The 18,815-nt window shown below is 63.2% G+C and carries 16 protein-coding genes; 11 read left to right on the top strand and 5 right to left on the bottom strand.

Annotated features, from left to right (window positions below; translation table 11 throughout):
* Nucleotides 1–7 precede the first annotated feature (7 nt).
* Entirely contained in the window at nucleotides 8–271 is a 264-nt protein-coding gene (locus VOM14_RS29680) for a hypothetical protein (protein WP_327632290.1), read from the top strand.
* 18 nt (nucleotides 272–289) lie between these two features.
* On the opposite strand, the gene ampC is transcribed toward VOM14_RS29680, so the two are convergent.
* The 4 genes from ampC to betI form a co-directional block, all read right to left on the bottom strand.
* Nucleotides 290–1,465 carry a class C beta-lactamase gene (gene ampC / locus VOM14_RS29675; RefSeq protein ID WP_327632289.1) on the bottom strand — a complete coding sequence of 392 codons (1,176 nt, stop codon included), beginning with the start codon at nucleotides 1,463–1,465 and terminating at the stop codon, nucleotides 290–292.
* A gap of 163 nt (nucleotides 1,466–1,628) precedes the next feature.
* Entirely contained in the window at nucleotides 1,629–3,314 is a 1,686-nt protein-coding gene (gene betA, locus VOM14_RS29670; RefSeq protein ID WP_327632288.1) for a choline dehydrogenase, read from the bottom strand.
* 11 nt (nucleotides 3,315–3,325) lie between these two features.
* Nucleotides 3,326–4,795: a betaine-aldehyde dehydrogenase gene (gene betB, locus VOM14_RS29665; protein WP_327632287.1), complete on the bottom strand. Its 1,470-nt coding sequence runs from the start codon at nucleotides 4,793–4,795 to the stop codon at nucleotides 3,326–3,328.
* 60 nt (nucleotides 4,796–4,855) lie between these two features.
* Nucleotides 4,856–5,443 carry a transcriptional regulator BetI gene (betI, locus tag VOM14_RS29660; protein WP_327632286.1) on the bottom strand — a complete coding sequence of 196 codons (588 nt, stop codon included), beginning with the start codon at nucleotides 5,441–5,443 and terminating at the stop codon, nucleotides 4,856–4,858.
* 9 nt (nucleotides 5,444–5,452) lie between these two features.
* Here betI and VOM14_RS29655 point away from each other — a divergent pair, with 9 nt between their 5' ends.
* Both VOM14_RS29655 and fdhA read left to right on the top strand, forming a co-directional pair.
* A complete protein-coding gene (locus VOM14_RS29655) occupies nucleotides 5,453–5,632 on the top strand; it encodes a hypothetical protein (protein ID WP_327632285.1) in 180 nt (59 codons plus the stop codon).
* A gap of 52 nt (nucleotides 5,633–5,684) precedes the next feature.
* A complete protein-coding gene (gene fdhA / locus VOM14_RS29650; RefSeq protein WP_327632284.1) occupies nucleotides 5,685–6,884 on the top strand; it encodes a formaldehyde dehydrogenase, glutathione-independent in 1,200 nt (399 codons plus the stop codon).
* A gap of 175 nt (nucleotides 6,885–7,059) precedes the next feature.
* On the opposite strand, the gene VOM14_RS29645 is transcribed toward fdhA, so the two are convergent.
* A complete protein-coding gene (locus tag VOM14_RS29645; protein ID WP_327632283.1) occupies nucleotides 7,060–8,055 on the bottom strand; it encodes a GlxA family transcriptional regulator in 996 nt (331 codons plus the stop codon).
* Between the two features lie 522 nt (nucleotides 8,056–8,577).
* On the opposite strand from VOM14_RS29645, the gene VOM14_RS29640 reads away from it, so the two are divergent.
* The 8 genes from VOM14_RS29640 (at nucleotide 8,578) to VOM14_RS29605 (ending at nucleotide 18,793) form a co-directional block, all read left to right on the top strand.
* The gene (locus VOM14_RS29640) at nucleotides 8,578–9,852 is read left to right on the top strand and encodes a serine hydroxymethyltransferase (RefSeq protein WP_327632282.1); all 1,275 of its coding nucleotides are present in this window, start codon (nucleotides 8,578–8,580) and stop codon (nucleotides 9,850–9,852) included.
* A gap of 18 nt (nucleotides 9,853–9,870) precedes the next feature.
* Nucleotides 9,871–10,842 carry a dipeptidase gene (locus tag VOM14_RS29635; RefSeq protein ID WP_327632281.1) on the top strand — a complete coding sequence of 324 codons (972 nt, stop codon included), beginning with the start codon at nucleotides 9,871–9,873 and terminating at the stop codon, nucleotides 10,840–10,842.
* A 51-nt stretch (nucleotides 10,843–10,893) separates the two neighbouring features.
* Nucleotides 10,894–11,430 (top strand): DUF5943 domain-containing protein, encoded by a 537-nt coding sequence (locus VOM14_RS29630; RefSeq protein WP_327632280.1) that lies wholly within the window; start codon nucleotides 10,894–10,896, stop codon nucleotides 11,428–11,430.
* 34 nt (nucleotides 11,431–11,464) lie between these two features.
* Nucleotides 11,465–13,528: an NADH:flavin oxidoreductase gene (locus VOM14_RS29625; RefSeq protein ID WP_327632279.1), complete on the top strand. Its 2,064-nt coding sequence runs from the start codon at nucleotides 11,465–11,467 to the stop codon at nucleotides 13,526–13,528.
* 2 nt (nucleotides 13,529–13,530) lie between these two features.
* Nucleotides 13,531–15,444 carry a (Fe-S)-binding protein gene (locus VOM14_RS29620; RefSeq protein WP_327632278.1) on the top strand — a complete coding sequence of 638 codons (1,914 nt, stop codon included), beginning with the start codon at nucleotides 13,531–13,533 and terminating at the stop codon, nucleotides 15,442–15,444.
* Nucleotides 15,445–15,448: 4 nt separating this feature from the next.
* Nucleotides 15,449–16,615 (top strand): electron transfer flavoprotein subunit alpha/FixB family protein, encoded by a 1,167-nt coding sequence (locus VOM14_RS29615; RefSeq protein WP_327632277.1) that lies wholly within the window; start codon nucleotides 15,449–15,451, stop codon nucleotides 16,613–16,615.
* On the top strand, nucleotides 16,612–17,415 hold the full coding sequence (locus VOM14_RS29610; protein ID WP_327632276.1) for an electron transfer flavoprotein subunit beta/FixA family protein: 804 nt from the start codon (nucleotides 16,612–16,614) through the stop codon (nucleotides 17,413–17,415). Before VOM14_RS29615 ends, VOM14_RS29610 begins: the two co-directional genes overlap by 4 nt.
* Before the next feature lie 73 nt (nucleotides 17,416–17,488).
* Nucleotides 17,489–18,793, top strand: coding sequence for an aromatic ring-hydroxylating oxygenase subunit alpha (locus tag VOM14_RS29605; RefSeq protein ID WP_327632275.1), 1,305 nt, complete (start codon nucleotides 17,489–17,491; stop codon nucleotides 18,791–18,793).
* Nucleotides 18,794–18,815 lie beyond the last annotated feature (22 nt).

Below are 18,815 nucleotides of genomic sequence, written 5' to 3'. Positions count from 1 at the left end.
GACTCTCATGACGTCGACCCGGCTCGCCACCGCGCGCCTCACCGAGCGCGCGTTTCAGGAGCACGATGCAGAGGCCGCGCTCGCCTTGCTCGATCAGAGCATGTTGCTGCGGCACCGGCGCATCGCGTTGATCCGTTATCTGCTCGCGCAGCAACTCGGCGCGCCATTGCAGGCGCGGCATCATGAATACGTGGAGAAGATCGCCGCGCGTCTGAGCGCGGAAACGCTCGCGCGCATTGCGGCTGCCGCGCGTGCGCGTTTGCGTTCGTAGCGTGTTTAAAGGCTTCTTTTATGGCTCGCGCGCGACAAGCGCCGTGACGATCCGATACGCGGCGCTGACTCGATCTTCGATAGAAAAATTCTTGTTCGCGAGCATCACGATGCCCACGCGTTTTTGCGGAATGAACGCGACATAGGCGCCGAATCCGTTCGTCGAGCCAGTCTTGTTGATCCACACGTCCTCGCGCGGCGGCTGCGGCGGCCTGATTTCGCTGGCGGGCGTCGCGTTCAATGCCATCGCGGTCGAATTGCCTTGCTGCAAGGTACTCGATGCGACCGGATAGTCATATTGCTCCCAGATCAGATCCTGCGTCAGCGCGCCGGCCTTGAAGTAGCTCGTGTGGGTGGCCGTGATCGCGCGCTGAAGCTGCCTGTCGTCCACGGCGAGCAGGTTCATGTTCGCTTGCACGAAGCGCAGCATGTCGGCGGCAGTGGTTCTGACGCCATACGCTTCGTCGGCGAGCACGCCGCCTTGCATGCGAATCGGCGCGCCGTTCTTCGTATAGCCTTGCGCGTAGTCGGACATTCGCGTTGCGGGGACATGGACGTAGCTGCTCGTCATGCCGAGCGCGGGAAACATGCGCTGTTCGATCAGCGCTGCGAAGTCCCGGTTCATGCTTTTCGCCGTGATCAGACCGAGCGTGCCGATGCCGGGGTTCGCATAGGTGCGGTACGTGCCGGGCGCGTAGGTCGGCTGCCACGCCTTGAAGTACTGCAACAACTGGCCGTTGTTATGGATTTCGTCCGGCACCTGCAGCGGCAGGCCGCCAGGCGTATGCGTGCCGAGTTGGAGAAGACTCACGCGGCCAAACGGAGTGCCCGCCAATGACGGCAAGTACTTTTCCGTGCTGTCCGTCAACGAGAGTTGGCCGCCGAGTTGCGCGTAGGCGGCGAGTGTCGCCGTGAAGGTCTTGCTCACCGAACCGATCTCGAACAGCGTGCGTGGCGTGACCGGCTTGCGCGTTTCCGCCGACGCCACGCCATAGTCGAACACATACGTTTTGCCGTCGACGATGATGCCGACCGCCATGCCGGGCACGTGATATTTCGCCATGAGCGGCTCGATCGCCGAGTCCACTACGTTTTTAACCGCGGGCTTTGTGCCGGTTGCCGCGTGGGTTTGCAACGAGACAGTGCCCAGCGCGAAGAACACGGAGGCCACGAGACTCACGGTTTTTAGCTTCATTTGCAGCGTTTCCTTGGATTGTTATCGACGGGAGGTGTGATGCGGCACTATTCGCCTTTCGCTTTCCGCTGACAATCGAGGATAACTTGCGGGAGGGGCAAGAAAAACTTGCGGGCGCCGAGAGCCCGCCGCCCGCATGACCTGAAAAGCCACGGCTGAAAAACTAGGCCGTCACCCGGTCGCGCTTTCTCGAAGGCGCGCCGTTCGCGACGAAGTAGGGCGTATCGACACGCGCCAACGCTTCGCGTCCACGAATCCGGTCCGCGATTTTTTCCGCGAGCATGATGGTCGGTGCATTCAGATTGCCCGTGGTGATGAGCGGCATGATCGACGCATCGACCACGCGCAGTCCCTGCATGCCGTGCACGCGTCCTTCGTTATCGACCACGGCCATGTCGTCATAGCCCATCTTGCACGAACACGACGGATGAAACGCGGTCTCCGCGCGAGCCCGCACGAAGGTGTCGAGTTGCTCGTCGGTGGTCAGTTCCGCGCCGGGATTCAGCTCGCGTCCGCGATAACGATCCAGCGCCGGTTGCCGCATGATCTCGCGCGTGATGCGGATGCCGTCGCGGAACTCGCGCCAGTCGAGCGGATCGGCCATGTAGTTAAAGAGAATGCCCGGATGTGCATTCGGATCGCGCGACGTGAGCTTCACGCGGCCGCGGCTCGGCGAACGCATGGAACCCACATGCGCCTGGAAGCCATGCATGTTGATCGCATTCGAGCCGTTGTAATTGATCGCGACCGGCAGAAAGTGATACTGGATGTTCGGCCACGCATCGTCGTCGCGAGTGCGAATGAAGCCGCCTGCTTCGAACTGATTGCTCGCGCCGATTCCGGTGCCGTTCAACATCCATTCGAGCCCGATGGCTGGCTGATTCCACCACTGCAATGCAGGATAGAGCGAGACCGGCTCCTTGCACTCGTACTGGATGTACATCTCCAGATGGTCCTGAAGATTTTCGCCGACGCCCGGCAGATCGTGCACCAGTGGAATGTCGAGGTCGCGCAGCCACATCGAGCGGCCCACGCCCGAGCGTTGCAGCAGTTGCGGCGATGCGATCGCGCCGCTGCACACCAGCACTTCGCGCCGCGCATACGCATTGATCGTCGCGCCATTGTGCAGATACGCGACGCCGATCGCGCGCTTGCCCGAGAACAGCACGCGGTCGCTGAGCGCATGCGTGACGATGCTCAGATTGGAGCGCGCCTTCGCGCGATCCAGGTAGCCGCGCGCGGTGCTCGCGCGCCGGCCATTCGGCGTGACCGTGCGATCCATGGGACCGAAACCTTCTTGCTGATAGCCGTTCAGATCGTCGGTGCGAGGAAAACCGGCCTGCACGCCGGCTTCGACCATCGCGGCGAAAAGCGGGTTATTGCCGGGTTTGCTCGTGGTCACATGCACCGGACCGTCGCCGCCGTGATAGGCGTTGGGACCGGCGTCGCGCGTTTCGGCTTTGCGGAAATACGGCAGGCAATCCAGATAGGTCCAGTTCTCCAGACCCGCGCGCGCGGCCCAGCCGTCGTAATCGAGCGCATTGCCGCGGATATAGCACATGCCGTTGATCAACGACGACCCGCCGAGTCCCTTGCCGCGCCCGCATTCCATGCGGCGATTGTTCATATGCGGCTCGGGATCGGTTTCATAGGCCCAGTTGTAGCGGCGCCCTTGCAACGGATACGCGAGCGCGGCCGGCATCTGCGTGCGGAAATCGAAGCGGTAATCGGGGCCGCCTGCTTCGAGCAGCAGCACGGTCACGTCGGCGTCCTCCGTCAGGCGTGACGCGAGCACGTTGCCCGCCGAACCCGCACCCACGACGATGTAGTCATATTCATTCGCGGTCATGGCTGCGCTCCTCAGAACACCGGTTGATACGGACCGAGTTCGACCTGCACGGACTTGATGCGCGTGTAGTGTTCGAGCGTGGTAGTGCCGTTTTCGCGGCCCACGCCCGATTGCTTGTAACCGCCCACGGGCATTTCAGCCGGCGACTCACCCCATGTGTTGATCCAGCAAATGCCCGCTTCCAGCCGATGAATCACGCGATGCGCGCGCGAGAGATTCTCGGTGACGACGCCGGCGGCAAGCCCATATGCAGTGCGATTGGCGCGCGCGATGGCTTCCTCTTCGTCGTCGAATACGAGAATGCTCATGACCGGCCCGAAGATCTCTTCACGCACGATGCGCATGTCGTCATGGCAGCCGCTGAAAACGGTCGGCTCGACATATTGCCCGTGGCCGAAATGTCCTTCGGTGAGACGCTTGCCGCCCGCGATCAATCGCGCACCTTCCTGCACGCCGCTTTCTATATAGCCGAGCACTTTCTGCAATTGCGCGGCGCTCACGAGCGGGCCGAAGTTCGTGTTCGACTCGTTTGGCGCGCCCACGCGAATGCGCTTCACACGGTCGAGCACGAGTGCCTCGAAACGCGCGAGCACGCCGCGCTGTACGAACACACGCGTGCCGTTCGTGCAGACCTGGCCGGAGCTGAAGAAGTTGGCGCTCATGGCGATATCGGCGGCGCGCTCCAGATGGGCGTCGTCGAAAACGAGCAGCGGCGATTTGCCGCCGAGTTCCATCGTCACTTCCTTTAACGACGACGCGCTCGCGAGCGACATCACTTTCTTGCCGGTTTCCACGCCGCCCGTGAAGGAAATCTTCTCGATGTCGGGATGCGCGGCCAGCATCGCGCCCACGCGGCCGTCGCCTTGCACCACGTTGAATACGCCGGGCGGCACGCCGGCTTCGGTGTAGATCTCGGCGAGTTTCAAGGCCGACAGCGGCGTGACTTCGCTTGGCTTGAAGATCATCGCATTGCCCGCGGCGAGCGCCGGTGCGGACTTCCAGCACGCGATCTGGATCGGATAGTTCCATGCGCCGATGCCCGCGCATACGCCCAGCGGTTCGCGTCGCGTGTACACGAACGACGAAGGCCGCAGCGGAATCTGCTGCCCTTCGATTGCGGTGGCGAGGCCCGCGTAATACTCGATCACGTCCGCGCCCGTGACGATGTCCACGGCCAGCGTCTCTGCAATCGGCTTGCCGGTGTCGCGTGTTTCGAGCGCGGCGAGTTCGTCGTTGCGCTCGCGCAGAATCTCGACGGCGCGGCGCAAGATGCGCGAGCGCTGCATCGCGGTGAGCGCGGCCCACTCGCGTTGCCCGTCACGCGCGGATTGCACGGCGCGATCGACGTCGGCGGCACTCGCCTGCTGCACCGTGGCGAGCGTCTCGCCGGTCGCGGGATCGACGGTGTCGAAAGTTTCCGCGCCGGTCGCGTCTACATATGCGCCGCCAATGTAGAGACGTTGCGTTGCGAATAACGCCATGACTTGCTCCTTTAAAGATGTCGCCGGGTCTTCTGCTCGCGCGCCCGTCTACTCGCCCGTCTACTCGCGCGCCGTCAGAACCAGATCGATGTATTCGTTTGCCACGCGCAGCGCCGCTTTCGTATCGAACGGCTCGCCCGAGAGCGCGCCGCGCAGCCATAATCCGTCGATCAATGCGGCGAGGCCACTCGCTGCGCGCCGCGCCGCGCCGCGCGGCATCGCTTTCGAAAAATCCGCGCACAAATTCGAGTTCAGACGGCGCGTATTCACATATTGCAGCCGGCGCAACGACGGCTTGTGCATGCTCTCGGACCAGAACGCGAGCCAGGTTTTCATGACGGGCGCGCTGGTTTGCTCAGGGTCGAAATTGGCGGCGACCACCGCGCGCAGTTTCGAGCGCGGGTCGGACTTCGCCGCGCGGCGGCGGCGCGAAGTGGCTTGCCACAAATCGCGCAGCACGTGGCGCATGGTGGCTTCCAGCAAGCCGTCCTTGTCGCCGAAATAGTGGCTCACGATGCCGGTCGAAATGCTCGCGCGCTGCGCCACCGACGCGAGCGTCGCGCCCGCCAGACCGGTCTGGTCGATGGTGAGCAGCGTGGCGTCGATCAATTGCGCGCGGCGGATTTCGCGCATTCCGAGTTTGGGCATGGTGATGGTGTGAAGAATGAACCGTGCGCGGCGGCGGTTGTGCCGGCATGTCCGATCGGCGCATCGTATGTTTTTTATATTGAATGGTCAATCAATAAAAACTCGATCGCGCCGGCGATGTCGGTTCCAGCCAAACCCATGTCGCGTTCAATGCAGGTGGTCGCGCGCAGCGGGCGCTACGCTCGTTGAACGGTGTGCCGCGCACAGGCGGCTCGCCCCTCACAAGCCATGGAGACATTCAATGAGCAGCAATCGCGGTGTCGTGTATCTCGGGCAGGGCAAGGTGGAAGTGCAATCGATCGACTATCCGAAGATGGTCGACCCACGTGGCCGCCCAATCGGTCACGGCGTGATTCTGAAAGTCGTCAGCACGAATATTTGCGGCTCCGACCAGCACATGGTGCGCGGCCGCACGACCGCGCAAGTCGGCCTCGTGCTCGGCCATGAAATTACCGGCGAGGTGATCGAAGTGGGCCGCGACGTGGAGACGCTGTCGATTGGCGATCTCGTGTCGGTGCCGTTCAACGTCGCCTGCGGCCGTTGCCCGACCTGCAAGTCGCAGAACACCGGCGTGTGCCTGAACGTGAACCCGTCGCGTGCGGGCGGCGCGTATGGCTACGTAGACATGGGCGGCTGGATCGGCGGTCAGGCCGAGTACGTGCTGGTGCCGTACGCGGATTTCAATCTGCTGAAGTTCCCCGACCGCGATCAGGCCATGTCGAAGATCCGCGACCTCACGTGTCTCTCCGACATCCTGCCGACCGGCTATCACGGCGCGGTGACGGCTGGCGTGAAGCCGGGCGCGACGGTGTATATCGCGGGCGCGGGGCCGGTCGGCATGGCGGCGGCCGCGTCGGCGCGTCTGTTGGGCGCGGCGTGCACGATTGTCGGCGATATGAACGAGGAGCGCCTCGCGCACGCGCGCAAGATGGGCTTTGAGACCGTCGATCTGTCGAAAGACGCCACGCTCGGCGAGCAGATCGAGCAGATTCTCGGCAAGCCCGAAGTGGATTGCGCGGTGGATTGCGTCGGCTTCGAGGCGCATGGCCACGGCAGCAGCGGCTCGCACGAAGAAGCGCCCGCGACCGTGCTCAACTCGCTGATGGAAATCACGCGCGCAGCCGGCGCGATCGGCATTCCAGGCCTTTATGTCACCGACGATCCGGGCGCAGCCGATGCCGCCGCGCGCAGAGGCAGCTTGAGCCTGCGTTTCGGACTCGGCTGGGCGAAGTCGCACTCGTTCCATACCGGCCAGACGCCGGTCATGAAGTACAACCAGAATCTGATGCAGGCTATCTTGTGGGACCGCTTGCCGATTGCGGACATCGTGAACGTGACGGTGGTTTCGCTCGATCAGGCGCCCGATGGTTATCGTCAGTTCGATGGCGGCGCGCCGCGCAAGTTTGTGCTCGATCCGCACGGCTTGTTGAAGGCCGCTTAGTGTCCGGCTAGTGTCCGGCTAGTGTCCGGCTAGTGTCCGGGCGATGTCCGGGCGATGTCCGCATGAAATAGCGGACTGCAATAAAAAACGCGTTGAACGGATTTCCGTTCAACGCGTTTTCGTTTGCGTACCAAGCTTCAGAGTTACCTGAGTAACACGCGCGTGCCCGTGCCGCTCAAGCCGCCAGCACCGGCGGCGAACCCAGCGAAGGCGCCTGCTTGCGCCGCTCGCGCGTGGGCGCGGTGCCGAATGCATCGCGATAGCTCTTGGAGAAATGGCAGGCCGACTGGAAGCCGCACGCCATCGTGATGTGCATGATCGACATATCGGTTTGCAGCAGCAATTCGCGTGCGCGCCGCAAGCGCAGCGTCAGATAGTAGTGCGTGGGCGTCATGCCGAGATGTTCGCGGAAGAGGCGCTGCAATTGCCGTTGCGACATGCCCGCGAGGCGCGCGAGTTCCTCGCGCGACAGCGGCTCTTCGATGTTGTTCTCCATCAGCGAAATGACTTCGAAGAGCGACTTGTTGGCCGAGCCGAGGCGCGCCACCAGCGGCATTTTCTGTTGTGCGTTCGTGTCGCGCACGTGTTCGACGATGAACTGCTCGGCGATCTGCGTGACGCGCGCGGTGCCCACGCGCGGCGCGATCAGGTTGAGCATCATGTCGAGCGGCGCGACGCCGCCCGTGCACGTGACGCGGTCGCGATCGATCACGAACAGTTCTTTCAGAAAGCGCGTATCGGGGAACTCTTCTTTCAGCGCCGACATGTTCTCCCAGTGAATCGCGCAGGCGTAACCCGCGAGCAACCCGGCGCGCGCCAATGCGTAAGTGCCGGTGCACAGGCTGCCCAGCACGCAGCCCATGCGGGCAAAGCGGCGCAATGCGGAGAGATGCGCCGGCGTCGTCGCGCGCTGTACGTCGATGCCGCCGATCACGAACACGATGTCCGGCTGGCCGACGCATTCCACCGGACCCGTATCGACTGAGAGACCATTGCTTGCCGCCACCGGGCCGCCTTCCGGACTCACGATCGACCAGCGATAAAGCGACTGTCCCGTCAGATAGTTCGCCATGCGCAGCACTTCGATCGCATTGGTGAAGGCGATCATCGTGAAGTCGGGAAGCGGCATGAAGGCGAAATGCGACAGTGACGCCGTACGATCGGTGGACATGAGAGGAGTGATTCCTTCGAATCTGTAATGTCGCGTCGCTGTGGGGAGCAGTGACTCCTGTGATTTTGAGGACTAGCGCAACTAGCATGCCATCAGGCTAAACCCTCGGTCTTCGAGACCGGCTCGCGAAACAGCGGACAAATGCGTGAAAAGCGGCACCAGAAGAGCGCCGCCGCCCGTCCGCCGAGCACCGCAAACGGGCACTGCGTGCGGCCCGCGATGCAACCGCAGCGCAGCATCTGATGCGCGCGAACGATCGTTCTATAGCGCCTTCGGGCCTTCTGCCGTTACATGACTCAGGGTCATTACTGACGCGTCGTTCACGACACAAGCGGGACGCCGCGAGCGACTTGTGAAAAAAGGTCGCTCATGGCGGAAAAGGCAAAGAACGCGTCTGAATTCATAAATTGAAGCGCGATGCAAGCGTCAAGAATAGACATACGCAATCCGGCGGCAACAGGGCAGAAACGAAGGCCCATCAACGCTTCCGGCGCCTAACGTCAACGACCTCACGGACCTTTCATGTCGAACCCGAATCCCTTCTTCGAAGAATCGCTGGCCACGCGCGACGCGTCGGTGCGCGGCGCTATTTTGAAAGAGCTTGAGCGCCAGCAGTCGCAAGTCGAACTGATCGCGTCGGAAAATATCGTGTCGCGCGCGGTGCTCGAAGCGCAAGGTTCGGTGCTGACCAACAAGTATGCAGAAGGTTATCCGGGCAAGCGCTACTACGGCGGTTGTGAATATGCCGATGAGATCGAGACGCTCGCGCTCGATCGCATCAAGCAACTCTTCAACGCAAAGTTCGCGAACGTGCAGCCGCATTCCGGCGCGCAGGCGAACGGCGCGGTGATGCTCGCGCTGGCGAAGCCAGGCGACACGGTGCTCGGCATGTCGCTCGACGCGGGCGGCCACCTCACGCACGGCGCGAAGCCGGCGCTCTCGGGCAAGTGGTTCAACGCGGTTCAGTACGGCGTGAATCGCGACACGATGCTGATCGACTACGAGCAGATCGAGGAACTCGCGCAGCAGCATAAGCCGTCGCTGCTGATCGCCGGCTTCTCGGCGTATCCGCGCGCGCTGGATTTCAGGCGTCTGCGTGCGATTGCCGATAGCGTCGGCGCGAAGCTGATGGTGGATATGGCGCACATTGCCGGTGTGATCGCGGCGGGACGTCATGCGAATCCGGTCGAGCATGCGCATGTGGTCACGTCCACCACGCATAAAACGTTGCGCGGTCCGCGTGGCGGCTTCGTGCTGACCAACGACGAAGAGATCGCGAAGAAGATCAACTCGGCGGTGTTCCCGGGCTTGCAAGGCGGGCCGCTGATGCACGTGATCGCCGGCAAGGCGGTCGCGTTCGGCGAGGCGCTGCAACCGGGCTTCAAGACCTACATCGACCATGTGCTCGCCAATGCGCAGGCGCTAGGCGATGTGCTGAAGGCAGGCGGCGTCGATCTCGTGACGGGCGGCACGGACAACCATCTGCTGCTGGTCGATTTGCGGCCGAAGGGTTTGAAGGGCAATCAGGTCGAGCAGGCGCTGGAACGCGCGGGCATCACCTGCAACAAGAACGGCATTCCGTTCGACAGCGAAAAGCCGACCGTGACGTCGGGCGTGCGCCTCGGCACGCCGGCGGCCACTACACGCGGCTTCGGCTTGAGCGAATTCCGCGACGTGGGCCGGCTGATCGTCGAAGTGCTCGATGCGCTGCGCGAGCATCCGCAAGGCCATGCCGCCACCGAACAACGCGTGCGCCGCGAGATTTTCGCGCTGTGCGAACGCTTTCCCATCTACTGAGCACACCCGGAGCACACGATGAGCAACCTGCACGAAAACAGCATCATCATCGACGGTCTGAACATTTCGAAGTTCGAGCGCTCGGTGTTCGAGGACATGCGCAAGGGTGGCGTGACCGCGGTGAACTGCACGGTGTCGGTCTGGGAGAGCTTCCAGAAGACGGTCGATAACATTGCCGAGATGAAGCAGCAGATCCGCGAATACAGCGAGATCCTCACGCTCGTGCGCACCACCGACGACATCTTCCGCGCGAAGAAAGAGAACAAGACCGGCATTATTTTCGGCTTCCAGAATGCCCATGCTTTCGAGGACAACCTCGGCTATATCGAGGCCTTCAAGGATCTCGGCGTGAACGTGGTGCAGCTTTGCTACAACACGCAAAACCTGGTGGGCACCGGTTGCTACGAACGCGACGGCGGCCTCTCGGGCTACGGCCGCGAAGTGATTCAGGAGATGAATCGCGTGGGCATCATGGTCGATCTCTCGCACGTGGGCGGCAACACTTCGTCCGAGGCAATCGCGGCATCGAAAAAGCCGGTGTGCTACTCGCATTGCTGCCCGTCGGGACTGAAAGAACATCCGCGCAACAAGAGCGATGAACAACTGAAAGAGATCGCCGACGCGGGCGGTTTTGTCGGCGTGACGATGTTCGCGCCGTTCCTCAAGCGCGGCCCGGACGCGACCGTCGAAGACTATATCGAGGCGATCGAATACGTGGTGAATGTGATCGGCGAAGATCAGGTGGGCATCGGCACAGATTTCACGCAAGGCTATAGCACGGAGTTCTTCGACTGGATCACGCACGACAAGGGCCGTTATCGTCAATTGACGAACTTCGGCAAGGTCGTGAATCCGGAAGGAATCCGCACCATCGGCGAGTTTCCGAATCTGACCGCCGCGATGGAGCGCGCGGGCTGGAGCGAGACGCGCATCAAGAAGATCATGGGCGAAAACTGGGTTCGCATTTTCGGCGAAGTGTGGAAGGTCTGATCGTCACGCATCCAGTAAGCCCATTCAACGACAAAAAAGCGGAGTCTTTCCATGCAACCCCAACTGCCTATCGACGTCGATCCGAACACCGGCGTCTGGACCACCGACGCGCTGCCGATGCTCTACGTGCCGCGTCATTTCTTCACGAACAACCACACCGCCGTCGAAGAAGCGCTCGGCATCGACACGTATGCCGCGATTCTCTACAAGGCCGGCTTCAAGTCCGCGTATTTCTGGTGCGACAAGGAAGCGAAACAGCACGGCATTGCCGGCATGGCCGTATTCGAGCACTACCTGAAGCGGCTTTCGCAGCGCGGCTGGGGTCTCTTCACGATTGCCGAAGCCGATCCGGCCACGTCGCACGCACGCATCGAATTGCATCACTCGTCGTTCGTGCTCGCGCAACCGGGCAAGCAGGGCAAGCTGTGCTACATGTTCGCCGGCTGGTTCGCGGGCGCGATGGACTGGGTCAACGACACCGCGCCGGAGGGCGCGCGCAAAGGTCCGCCTTCGCAATCGAAAGAAGCGCGATGCGCGGCCGAAGGCCATGACCATTGCGTGTTCGAAGTGTCGCCGCTCGCGGCATAGCGCAACAAAGCCATATCATTCCGAGGTCGATGCGATGCGTTACCCGAACCTTTTCAAACCTCTCACGCTGAACAAGCTGACGTTGCGCAATCGCATTGTCAGCACCGCGCATGCCGAGGTCTATGCGGAACCGGGCGGCCTGCCCGGCGACCGTTATATCCGCTACTACGAAGAAAAGGCCAAGGGCGGCGTGGGCCTCGCCGTGTGCGGCGGGTCGAGCCCGGTGTCGATCGACAGCCCGCAAGGCTGGTGGAAATCGGTGAATCTGGCCACCGACAAGATCATCGATCCGCTCTCGCGACTCGCCGAAGCGATGCACGCGCACGGCGCCAAGATCATGATTCAGGCCACGCACATGGGCCGCCGCTCGGCATTTCATGGCGAACACTGGCCTCATCTTATGTCGCCGTCCGGCGTGCGCGAGCCGGTGCATCGCGGCAACGCGAAGATCATCGAAGTGGAAGAGATTCGCCGCATCATCGGCGACTTCGCCGCCGCCGCGAAACGCGTGAAGGACGCGGGCATGGACGGCGTCGAAATCTCGGCGGCGCACCAGCATCTGATCGATCAGTTCTGGAGCCCGCGCACCAACTTCCGTACCGACGAATGGGGCGGTTCGCTCGAAAACCGCCTGCGTTTCGGCGTCGAAGTGCTGAAGGCCGTGCGCGAAGCGGTGGGCCCGGACTTCTGCGTGGGCTTGCGCATGTGCGGCGACGAGTTCCATGAAGACGGCCTCGATCACGAGCAGTTGAAGGAAATCGCCCAGGCCATGAGCGAAAGCGGCCTGATCGATTACCTCGGCGTGATCGGCTCCGGCGCCGATACGCACAACACGCTCGCCAACTGCATGCCGCCGATGGCGCTGCCGCCCGAGCCGTTCGTGCATCTCGCGGCCGGCATCAAGTCGGTCGTGAAGCTGCCGGTCATGCATGCGCAAAGTATTCGCGATGCGGGCCAGGCCGAGCGTCTGCTCGCCAGCGGAATGGTCGATCTGGTCGGCATGACGCGCGCGCAGATTGCCGATCCGCATATGGTCATCAAGATTCGCGATGGCCGAGAGGACGAAATCAAGCAATGTGTCGGCGCGAACTATTGCATCGACCGTCAGTACAACGGGCTCGACGTGCTGTGCGTGCAGAACGCGGCCACCTCGCGCGAGGCGACCATGCCGCATGTGATCGCGCGCACGAACGGGCCGAAGCGCAAGGTGGTGGTGGTCGGCGCGGGGCCCGCCGGACTCGAAGCGGCGCGCGTCGCGAAATCGCGCGGCCACGACGTGGTGCTGTTCGAGAAGAACGACTATGTCGGCGGCCAGATCATGCTCGCGGCCAAGGCGCCGCAGCGCGAGCAGATGGCGGGCATCGTCCGCTGGTTCGACATGGAGACAAAGCGCCTCGGCGTGGACCGGCGTCTCGGTGTCGCCGCCGACGACAAAACCATCATGGCCGAGAAGCCGGACATCGTCGTACTGGCGACGGGCGGCTCGTCGTTCACGTCGCAAGTCGCGGCGTGGGGCGTCGAGGAAGGCCTCGCGGTGAGTTCGTGGGACGTGCTCTCGGGCAAGGTCGAACCCGGCAAGAACGTGCTCGTGTATGACGGCGTCAGCACGCACGCGGGCGCGGGCGTCGCGGATTTCATCTCCAGTCGCGGCTCGAATGTCGAGATCGTCACGCCCGACGTGAAAGTGGCCGACGACGTGGGCGGCACGACCTTCCCGATTTTCTATCGGCGCCTCTATGCGCAAGGCGTGATTCATACGCCGAATTACTGGCTCGACAGGGTGTACGAGGAAGACGGCAAGAAGATCGCCGTGATCCGCAACGAGTACACCGAAGAGCAGGAAGAGCGCTCGGTCGATCAGGTCGTGATCGAAAATGGCAGCACGCCGAACGACGAGTTGTACTGGAAGCTCAAGCCGGAGTCGGTGAATCGCGGCCAGATCGACGTGCATAAGCTCTTCGCGTCCGAGCCGCAGCCGTCGCTGTCCGAACAGCTCGGCAATGGCCGTTTCCTGCTGTTTCGCGTCGGCGACTGCATCTCCATGCACAACATTCACGGCGCGATTTACGACGCGCTGCGCCTTTGCAAGGATTTCTGACGATGAGCCCCGTATCTGTCATCACCGTGCTGTTGTGGTTGTCGATGGCGGGTTTGGCATTCGCGCTCGCCAGGCGCGCCGCGTTCTGGCGCGAAGGCCGCGCGACGGCGGCGGGCGCGTACGGCTGGGCCAATCTGCTGTCCATTCCGAAGCGCTATTTCGTCGACCTGCATCACGTGGTCGCGCGCGATCCGTACATTGCGAAAACGCACGTGGCGACCGCCGGCGGCGCGATCCTCGCGATGGCGCTCGTGTTCGTCAACTACGGTCTCGCGATCTACTCGCCGTGGCTCGACAAGCTGATCTTTCTGGCGGCGCTCGTGATGCTGGTCGGCGCGGTGTTCGTGTGGCGTCGCCGTCATGGCGCGAAGGCGGTGCCCGCGCGGCTCTCGCGTGGGCCTTGGGATCACCTGCCGCTGCTGCTCGGTTCGTTCGCGCTCGGTCTGCTGCTGTTCATCGCATTGCCTGCCTCGGCGATGTCCGGCGCGCTCGCCATCATCGTTGCGTTGTTGATCGCTGCGGGCGCGTTCACGATGACGTTCGGCGCCGCGCGCGGCGGCCCGATGAAGCATGCGCTGGCGGGTCTGTTGCATCTCGCGTTTCATCCGCGTCAGGAGCGCTTTGCCGAGCGTAACGATCATGATCTCGTGCCGCCGACCGCATTGAAGGCGCCGGTTCTGGACGCGAAGGAATATGGCGTGGGCAAGCCTGTCGAATTTCGCTGGAACCAGTTGCTGAGCTTCGATGCGTGCGTGCAGTGCGGCAAATGCGAAGCGGCGTGTCCCGCGTTCGCCGCGGGTCAGCCGCTCAATCCGAAGAAGCTGATCCAGGATCTGGTGACGGGCATGGTGGGCGGCACCGACGCCGAATACGCAGGCAGTCCCACGCCCGGCATTCCGGTCGGCAAGCACGGCGGCGCGCCACAAAAGCCCTTGATTTCCAGCCTGATCGAAGCCGAGACGCTGTGGTCGTGCACCACGTGCCGCGCCTGCGTGCAGGAGTGCCCGATGCTGATCGAGCATGTGGACGCGATCGTGGATATGCGCCGAAATCAGACGCTCGTGGAAGGCGTCGTGCCCGGCAAGGGGCCGATCACGCTGGCGAATCTGCGCGAAACCGGCAGCTCGAATGGTTACGACATCGGCGCGCGTTATGACTGGGCCGTCGATTTGCAGGTGCAGGTCGCGCAGCCGGGGCGTCGCGTGGAGGTGTTGCTGGTCGCCGGTGAAGGCGCGTTCGACATGCGCTATCAGCGAACGCTGCGCGCGCTCGTCAAGGTGCTCAATCGCGCGGGCATCGACTATGCGGTGCTCGGCGGCGTGGAAACCGATACGGGCGACACGGCGCGGCGTCTCGGCGACGAAGCCACATTCCAGCAGCTCGCGCAGAAGCTGATCGGCACGCTCTCGCAGTATTCGTTCGGCAAGATCGTCACGGCGGACCCGCATGTGCTGCACAGCTTGCGCAACGAGTACCGCGCGTTGGGCGGTTTTTACGAGGTGCAGCATCACACGGCGTTGATCGACGAACTCGTCGCGAGCGGCAAGCTGTCGCCGCGCGCAGCCGCCGCGCATGCGGAGCGCAAGATCACGTATCACGACCCCTGCTATCTGGGCCGTTATAACGGTGAGACCGAGGCGCCGCGCCGCGTGTTGAAGAGCATCGGCATCAAGGTCGTGGAAATGGAGCGCAACGGCATGCGTGGGCGATGCTGCGGCGGTGGCGGCGGCGCGCCCTTGACCGACATTCCGGGCAAGCGCCGCATTCCGGACATTCGTATCGACGACGCGCGCGGCATCGGCGCCGAGATCGTCGCCGTGGGCTGCCCGAATTGCACGGCGATGCTAGAAGGCGTAGTCGGGCCGCGTCCTGAAGTGCTGGACGTCGCCGAACTGGTTGCAGCGGCGCTGGAGTAACGCGATGAACACAATCAAACGAATCGATCCGCGCCGGCCGTTCACGATCACGGCGGACGGACTCAGGCGCATCACGCTGGGCGTGACCGGTGTCGCGGCCGACATGGATTTCGCCGCGGCAGGCGCGGCGCATCGCGAGCAGCCGAAGCAGCGCCGCACGACGGCCACGCCGCAGCGCGTGATGCTGGTGGCGGCGCACGCGGACCGTGGCGCGCTCGACGATCACGCGCGTCAGACGCTCGCGGCTGCCGCCTTGATCGCGGATGCATCCACCGAAGTCGTGCTGCTCGTATTCGGCGAATTTACCGGCGACGCCGCCGCGCTCGGCGCCGACAAACTGATCGAGCTGCCTGGTTTCGACCGCCGCAAGTTCGCCCCCGCCGACGAGTTGAACGCGCTCGCCGCATGCGTCGCGGCCTACGCGCCGGTGCACGTGTTTCTGCCCGACAACGCCACGGGCGACGGCGATCTAGGCCGCCGTTACGCGGCCGCCGCGAATGCGAGCGTCGCGACGCATGTGGTCGAAATCGACGCCTCGCACGTGGCCGCTTATGTGCACGCGAACACCGCGTTTGCGGCCTGCGCGCTGCCCGAAGTCGTCCTGCTCGCGCCCAATGCGGTCGATCCGAAGTTGCCGTTCGTCGGCGCGGGCGAGCGAATGGAGTGGCGCTTTGAAACCGCAGCGGCGGTGACGAAAGGCAGCGTGCGCGATCTCGGCATCGAGGACATGGACGCCGCCCAACTCGCGCTCGAAGAGGCGGACTTTATCGTTTCCGCAGGCAACGGCGTGAGCGACGTGCCCGCGTTCGAGCGTCTCGCGCTCACGCTCGGCGCGGCGATCGGCGCAAGCCGTGTGGCCGTCGACGACGGCAAGTTCACGCGCGACAAGCAGATCGGCGCGACCGGCAAGACGGTCGAGGCGAGCGTGTATATCGCGTTCGGCATTTCGGGCGCGGTGCAGCATTTGCAGGGCATCAAGGATTGCCGTCATGTGATCGCGGTGAACCTCGACGCGAGCGCGCCGATCGCAAAGCGCGCGAACCTGACCGTGATCGCGGATGCCCAGGAAACCATCGCGGCGCTCAACGAAGCGGCTGCGGCGGCGAGAACAGCGCGCGGCACAGGCGCTGCGTTACTCAATTCGAAGGCCGCTGAAGGAGCGCTCGCATGAAAATCGCCGTGCTGGTTTCCGTGGGCCGACATCCTGTGAGCGGCGTGGCGCGCTATAGCCGCAACGACGCCGCCGCGCTGACGCTGGCGCTTTCGCTCGCGAGGCAACACGACGCGGCGCTCGACGTGCTGCATGCAGGCGATCCTTCGAACCCCGCGTTGCAGGAATATCTAGCGCTCGGTGCGCGCTCCGTCGAAGTGCTCGCGATTTCCGCTGTTCCCGCGATTTCCGCTGCAAGCGGATCGCAAGCCGATGCGGCCACGCTGCTCGCCGCGCGTTTGCGCGGCTACGACCTCGTGTTGACCGGCACGCGCGCCGAGGGCGCATTCGACAGCGGCATGCTGCCGTATCGCGTGGCCAATGCGCTCGATCTGCCGCTCGTCGGCGCGGCGGTCGACGTGACGCTCAAGGACGGTTGCGCGCAAGTGCGGCAGTTCATGCCGAAGGGCCTGCGCCGGCGCGTCGAAGTTCAATTGCCCGCGCTCATCGCCGTGCATCCGATGGCGAACGCGACGCCCACCTACGCCTATGCACGCCTGCGCGAAGGCACGATTCGTCCCGTCGCGCATGACGCCCGATCCGCGAGCGCGGGCACTCCCGAACTCGCGTGGACCATCCGGCCCGCGAACGCCAAGCCGGTGCGTCTCGCGGCCGCCGAGAAGCGTTCGGGCCACGCGCGCATGCTCTCGGCCACGACGACGGAAAGCCGCGGCGGCAGCGTCGTAATTGAAGGGAGTTCCGTCGAAAAAGTACAAGTGATTCTGGCGTATTTGCGCGAGCATCAACTCGTGGATTATTGATTTCCGGTTCGGGCGAACACGCCGCCAGGAGGGCCTGGCGCGGCGCCAGACGTGACACGCAACGGAGCACACAATGAAAGTTTCCGCAGACGTTCGCGCAATGATCGAACGCCGCAAGAAGGGCTACACCCTGGAAGCGCCGTTCTACACGAGCGAGGACATTTTCGCGCTCGACATGGACGCGATCTTCCGGCAGCACTGGATACAGGTCGCGGTGGAACCCGATGTGCCCGAACCGGGCGACTACATCACAGTTGAAATCGGCCAGGACTCCATTCTGATCGTCCGCGACGACGATATGCAGGTGAGGGCGTTTCATAACGTATGCCGCCATCGCGGCTCGCGTCTGTGCAACACGGACAAGGGTTCGCTCGGCAATATCGTGTGCCCGTATCACAGCTGGACGTATAACCTGAACGGCGACCTGATGTACGCCGAGCATATGGGCGATCAGTTCGACCGCTGCAAGCACAGCCTGAAGAAGGTGCATGTAGAGAACCTCGCGGGCCTCATTTTCATTTGCCTCGCCGACAATCCGCCCGCGGACTTCTCCGTGATGCGCGCGGAGATGGAGCCGTATCTGCTGCCGCACCAACTGGCCGGCTGCAAGATCGCGGCGTCGATCGACATCGTCGAGGAAGGCAACTGGAAGCTGACGATGGAGAACAATCGCGAGTGCTATCACTGCGTCGCGAACCATCCCGAGCTGACCATTTCGCTCTACGAATTCGGCTTCGGCTATCAACGCTCGCCGGCCAACGAAGAAGGCATGGCCGCTTTCGAAGAAACGGTGGCGCGGCGCACGGCGCAATGGGAGGCAATGAATTTGCCTTCGGCGGAAATCGAGCGGCTCGCGGATCTCGTCACCGGTTTTCGTACGCAGCGTCTGCCGCTCGATCGCGATGGCGAATCGCAGACACTCGACGCGAAAGTGGCGTCGAAGAAATTGCTCGGCGGCTTCGAACAAGCCGATCTCGGCGGCCTTTCTTTCTGGACGCAGCCGAATTCGTGGCATCACTTCATGAGCGATCACATCGTGAGCTTCTCTGTGATTCCGCTTTCGGCCGGCAAAACGCTCGTGCGCACCAAATGGCTTGTGCACAAGGATGCGCGCGAAGGCATCGACTACGACGTGAACAATCTCACCGCCGTCTGGCGCGCGACCAACGATCAGGATCGCGCGCTCGTCGAGTTCTCGCAACGCGGCACGTCGAGCAGCGCGTATGAGCCGGGTCCGTATTCGCCGTTCACCGAGGGCCTCGTCGAAAAGTTCTGCGAGTGGTACATCGGCCGCATGGCGGATTACAGCAATGCACCGCAAACGCACGATGCCACGCCGGACGCGCATGGCGAAAAAATCGTGTCCTTCATGCGCTGAGCGCGCGAGCGCCACCAGGAGC

The organism is Paraburkholderia sp. MPAMCS5 (assembly GCF_036016995.1).
Lineage (GTDB): Bacteria > Pseudomonadota > Gammaproteobacteria > Burkholderiales > Burkholderiaceae > Paraburkholderia.
This window is presented reverse-complemented; position numbering and strand designations above follow the sequence as displayed.

Coding starts and splice junctions, on each gene's coding strand:
- VOM14_RS29680 (WP_327632290.1), top strand. CDS start 8: ATGACGTCGACCCGGCTCGCCACCGCGCGCCTCACCGAGCGCGCGTTT.
- ampC (WP_327632289.1), bottom strand. CDS start 1,465: ATGAAGCTAAAAACCGTGAGTCTCGTGGCCTCCGTGTTCTTCGCGCTG.
- betA (WP_327632288.1), bottom strand. CDS start 3,314: ATGACCGCGAATGAATATGACTACATCGTCGTGGGTGCGGGTTCGGCG.
- betB (WP_327632287.1), bottom strand. CDS start 4,795: ATGGCGTTATTCGCAACGCAACGTCTCTACATTGGCGGCGCATATGTA.
- betI (WP_327632286.1), bottom strand. CDS start 5,443: ATGCCCAAACTCGGAATGCGCGAAATCCGCCGCGCGCAATTGATCGAC.
- fdhA (WP_327632284.1), top strand. CDS start 5,685: ATGAGCAGCAATCGCGGTGTCGTGTATCTCGGGCAGGGCAAGGTGGAA.
- VOM14_RS29645 (WP_327632283.1), bottom strand. CDS start 8,055: ATGTCCACCGATCGTACGGCGTCACTGTCGCATTTCGCCTTCATGCCG.
- VOM14_RS29640 (WP_327632282.1), top strand. CDS start 8,578: ATGTCGAACCCGAATCCCTTCTTCGAAGAATCGCTGGCCACGCGCGAC.
- VOM14_RS29635 (WP_327632281.1), top strand. CDS start 9,871: ATGAGCAACCTGCACGAAAACAGCATCATCATCGACGGTCTGAACATT.
- VOM14_RS29630 (WP_327632280.1), top strand. CDS start 10,894: ATGCAACCCCAACTGCCTATCGACGTCGATCCGAACACCGGCGTCTGG.
- VOM14_RS29625 (WP_327632279.1), top strand. CDS start 11,465: ATGCGTTACCCGAACCTTTTCAAACCTCTCACGCTGAACAAGCTGACG.
- VOM14_RS29620 (WP_327632278.1), top strand. CDS start 13,531: ATGAGCCCCGTATCTGTCATCACCGTGCTGTTGTGGTTGTCGATGGCG.
- VOM14_RS29615 (WP_327632277.1), top strand. CDS start 15,449: ATGAACACAATCAAACGAATCGATCCGCGCCGGCCGTTCACGATCACG.
- VOM14_RS29610 (WP_327632276.1), top strand. CDS start 16,612: ATGAAAATCGCCGTGCTGGTTTCCGTGGGCCGACATCCTGTGAGCGGC.
- VOM14_RS29605 (WP_327632275.1), top strand. CDS start 17,489: ATGAAAGTTTCCGCAGACGTTCGCGCAATGATCGAACGCCGCAAGAAG.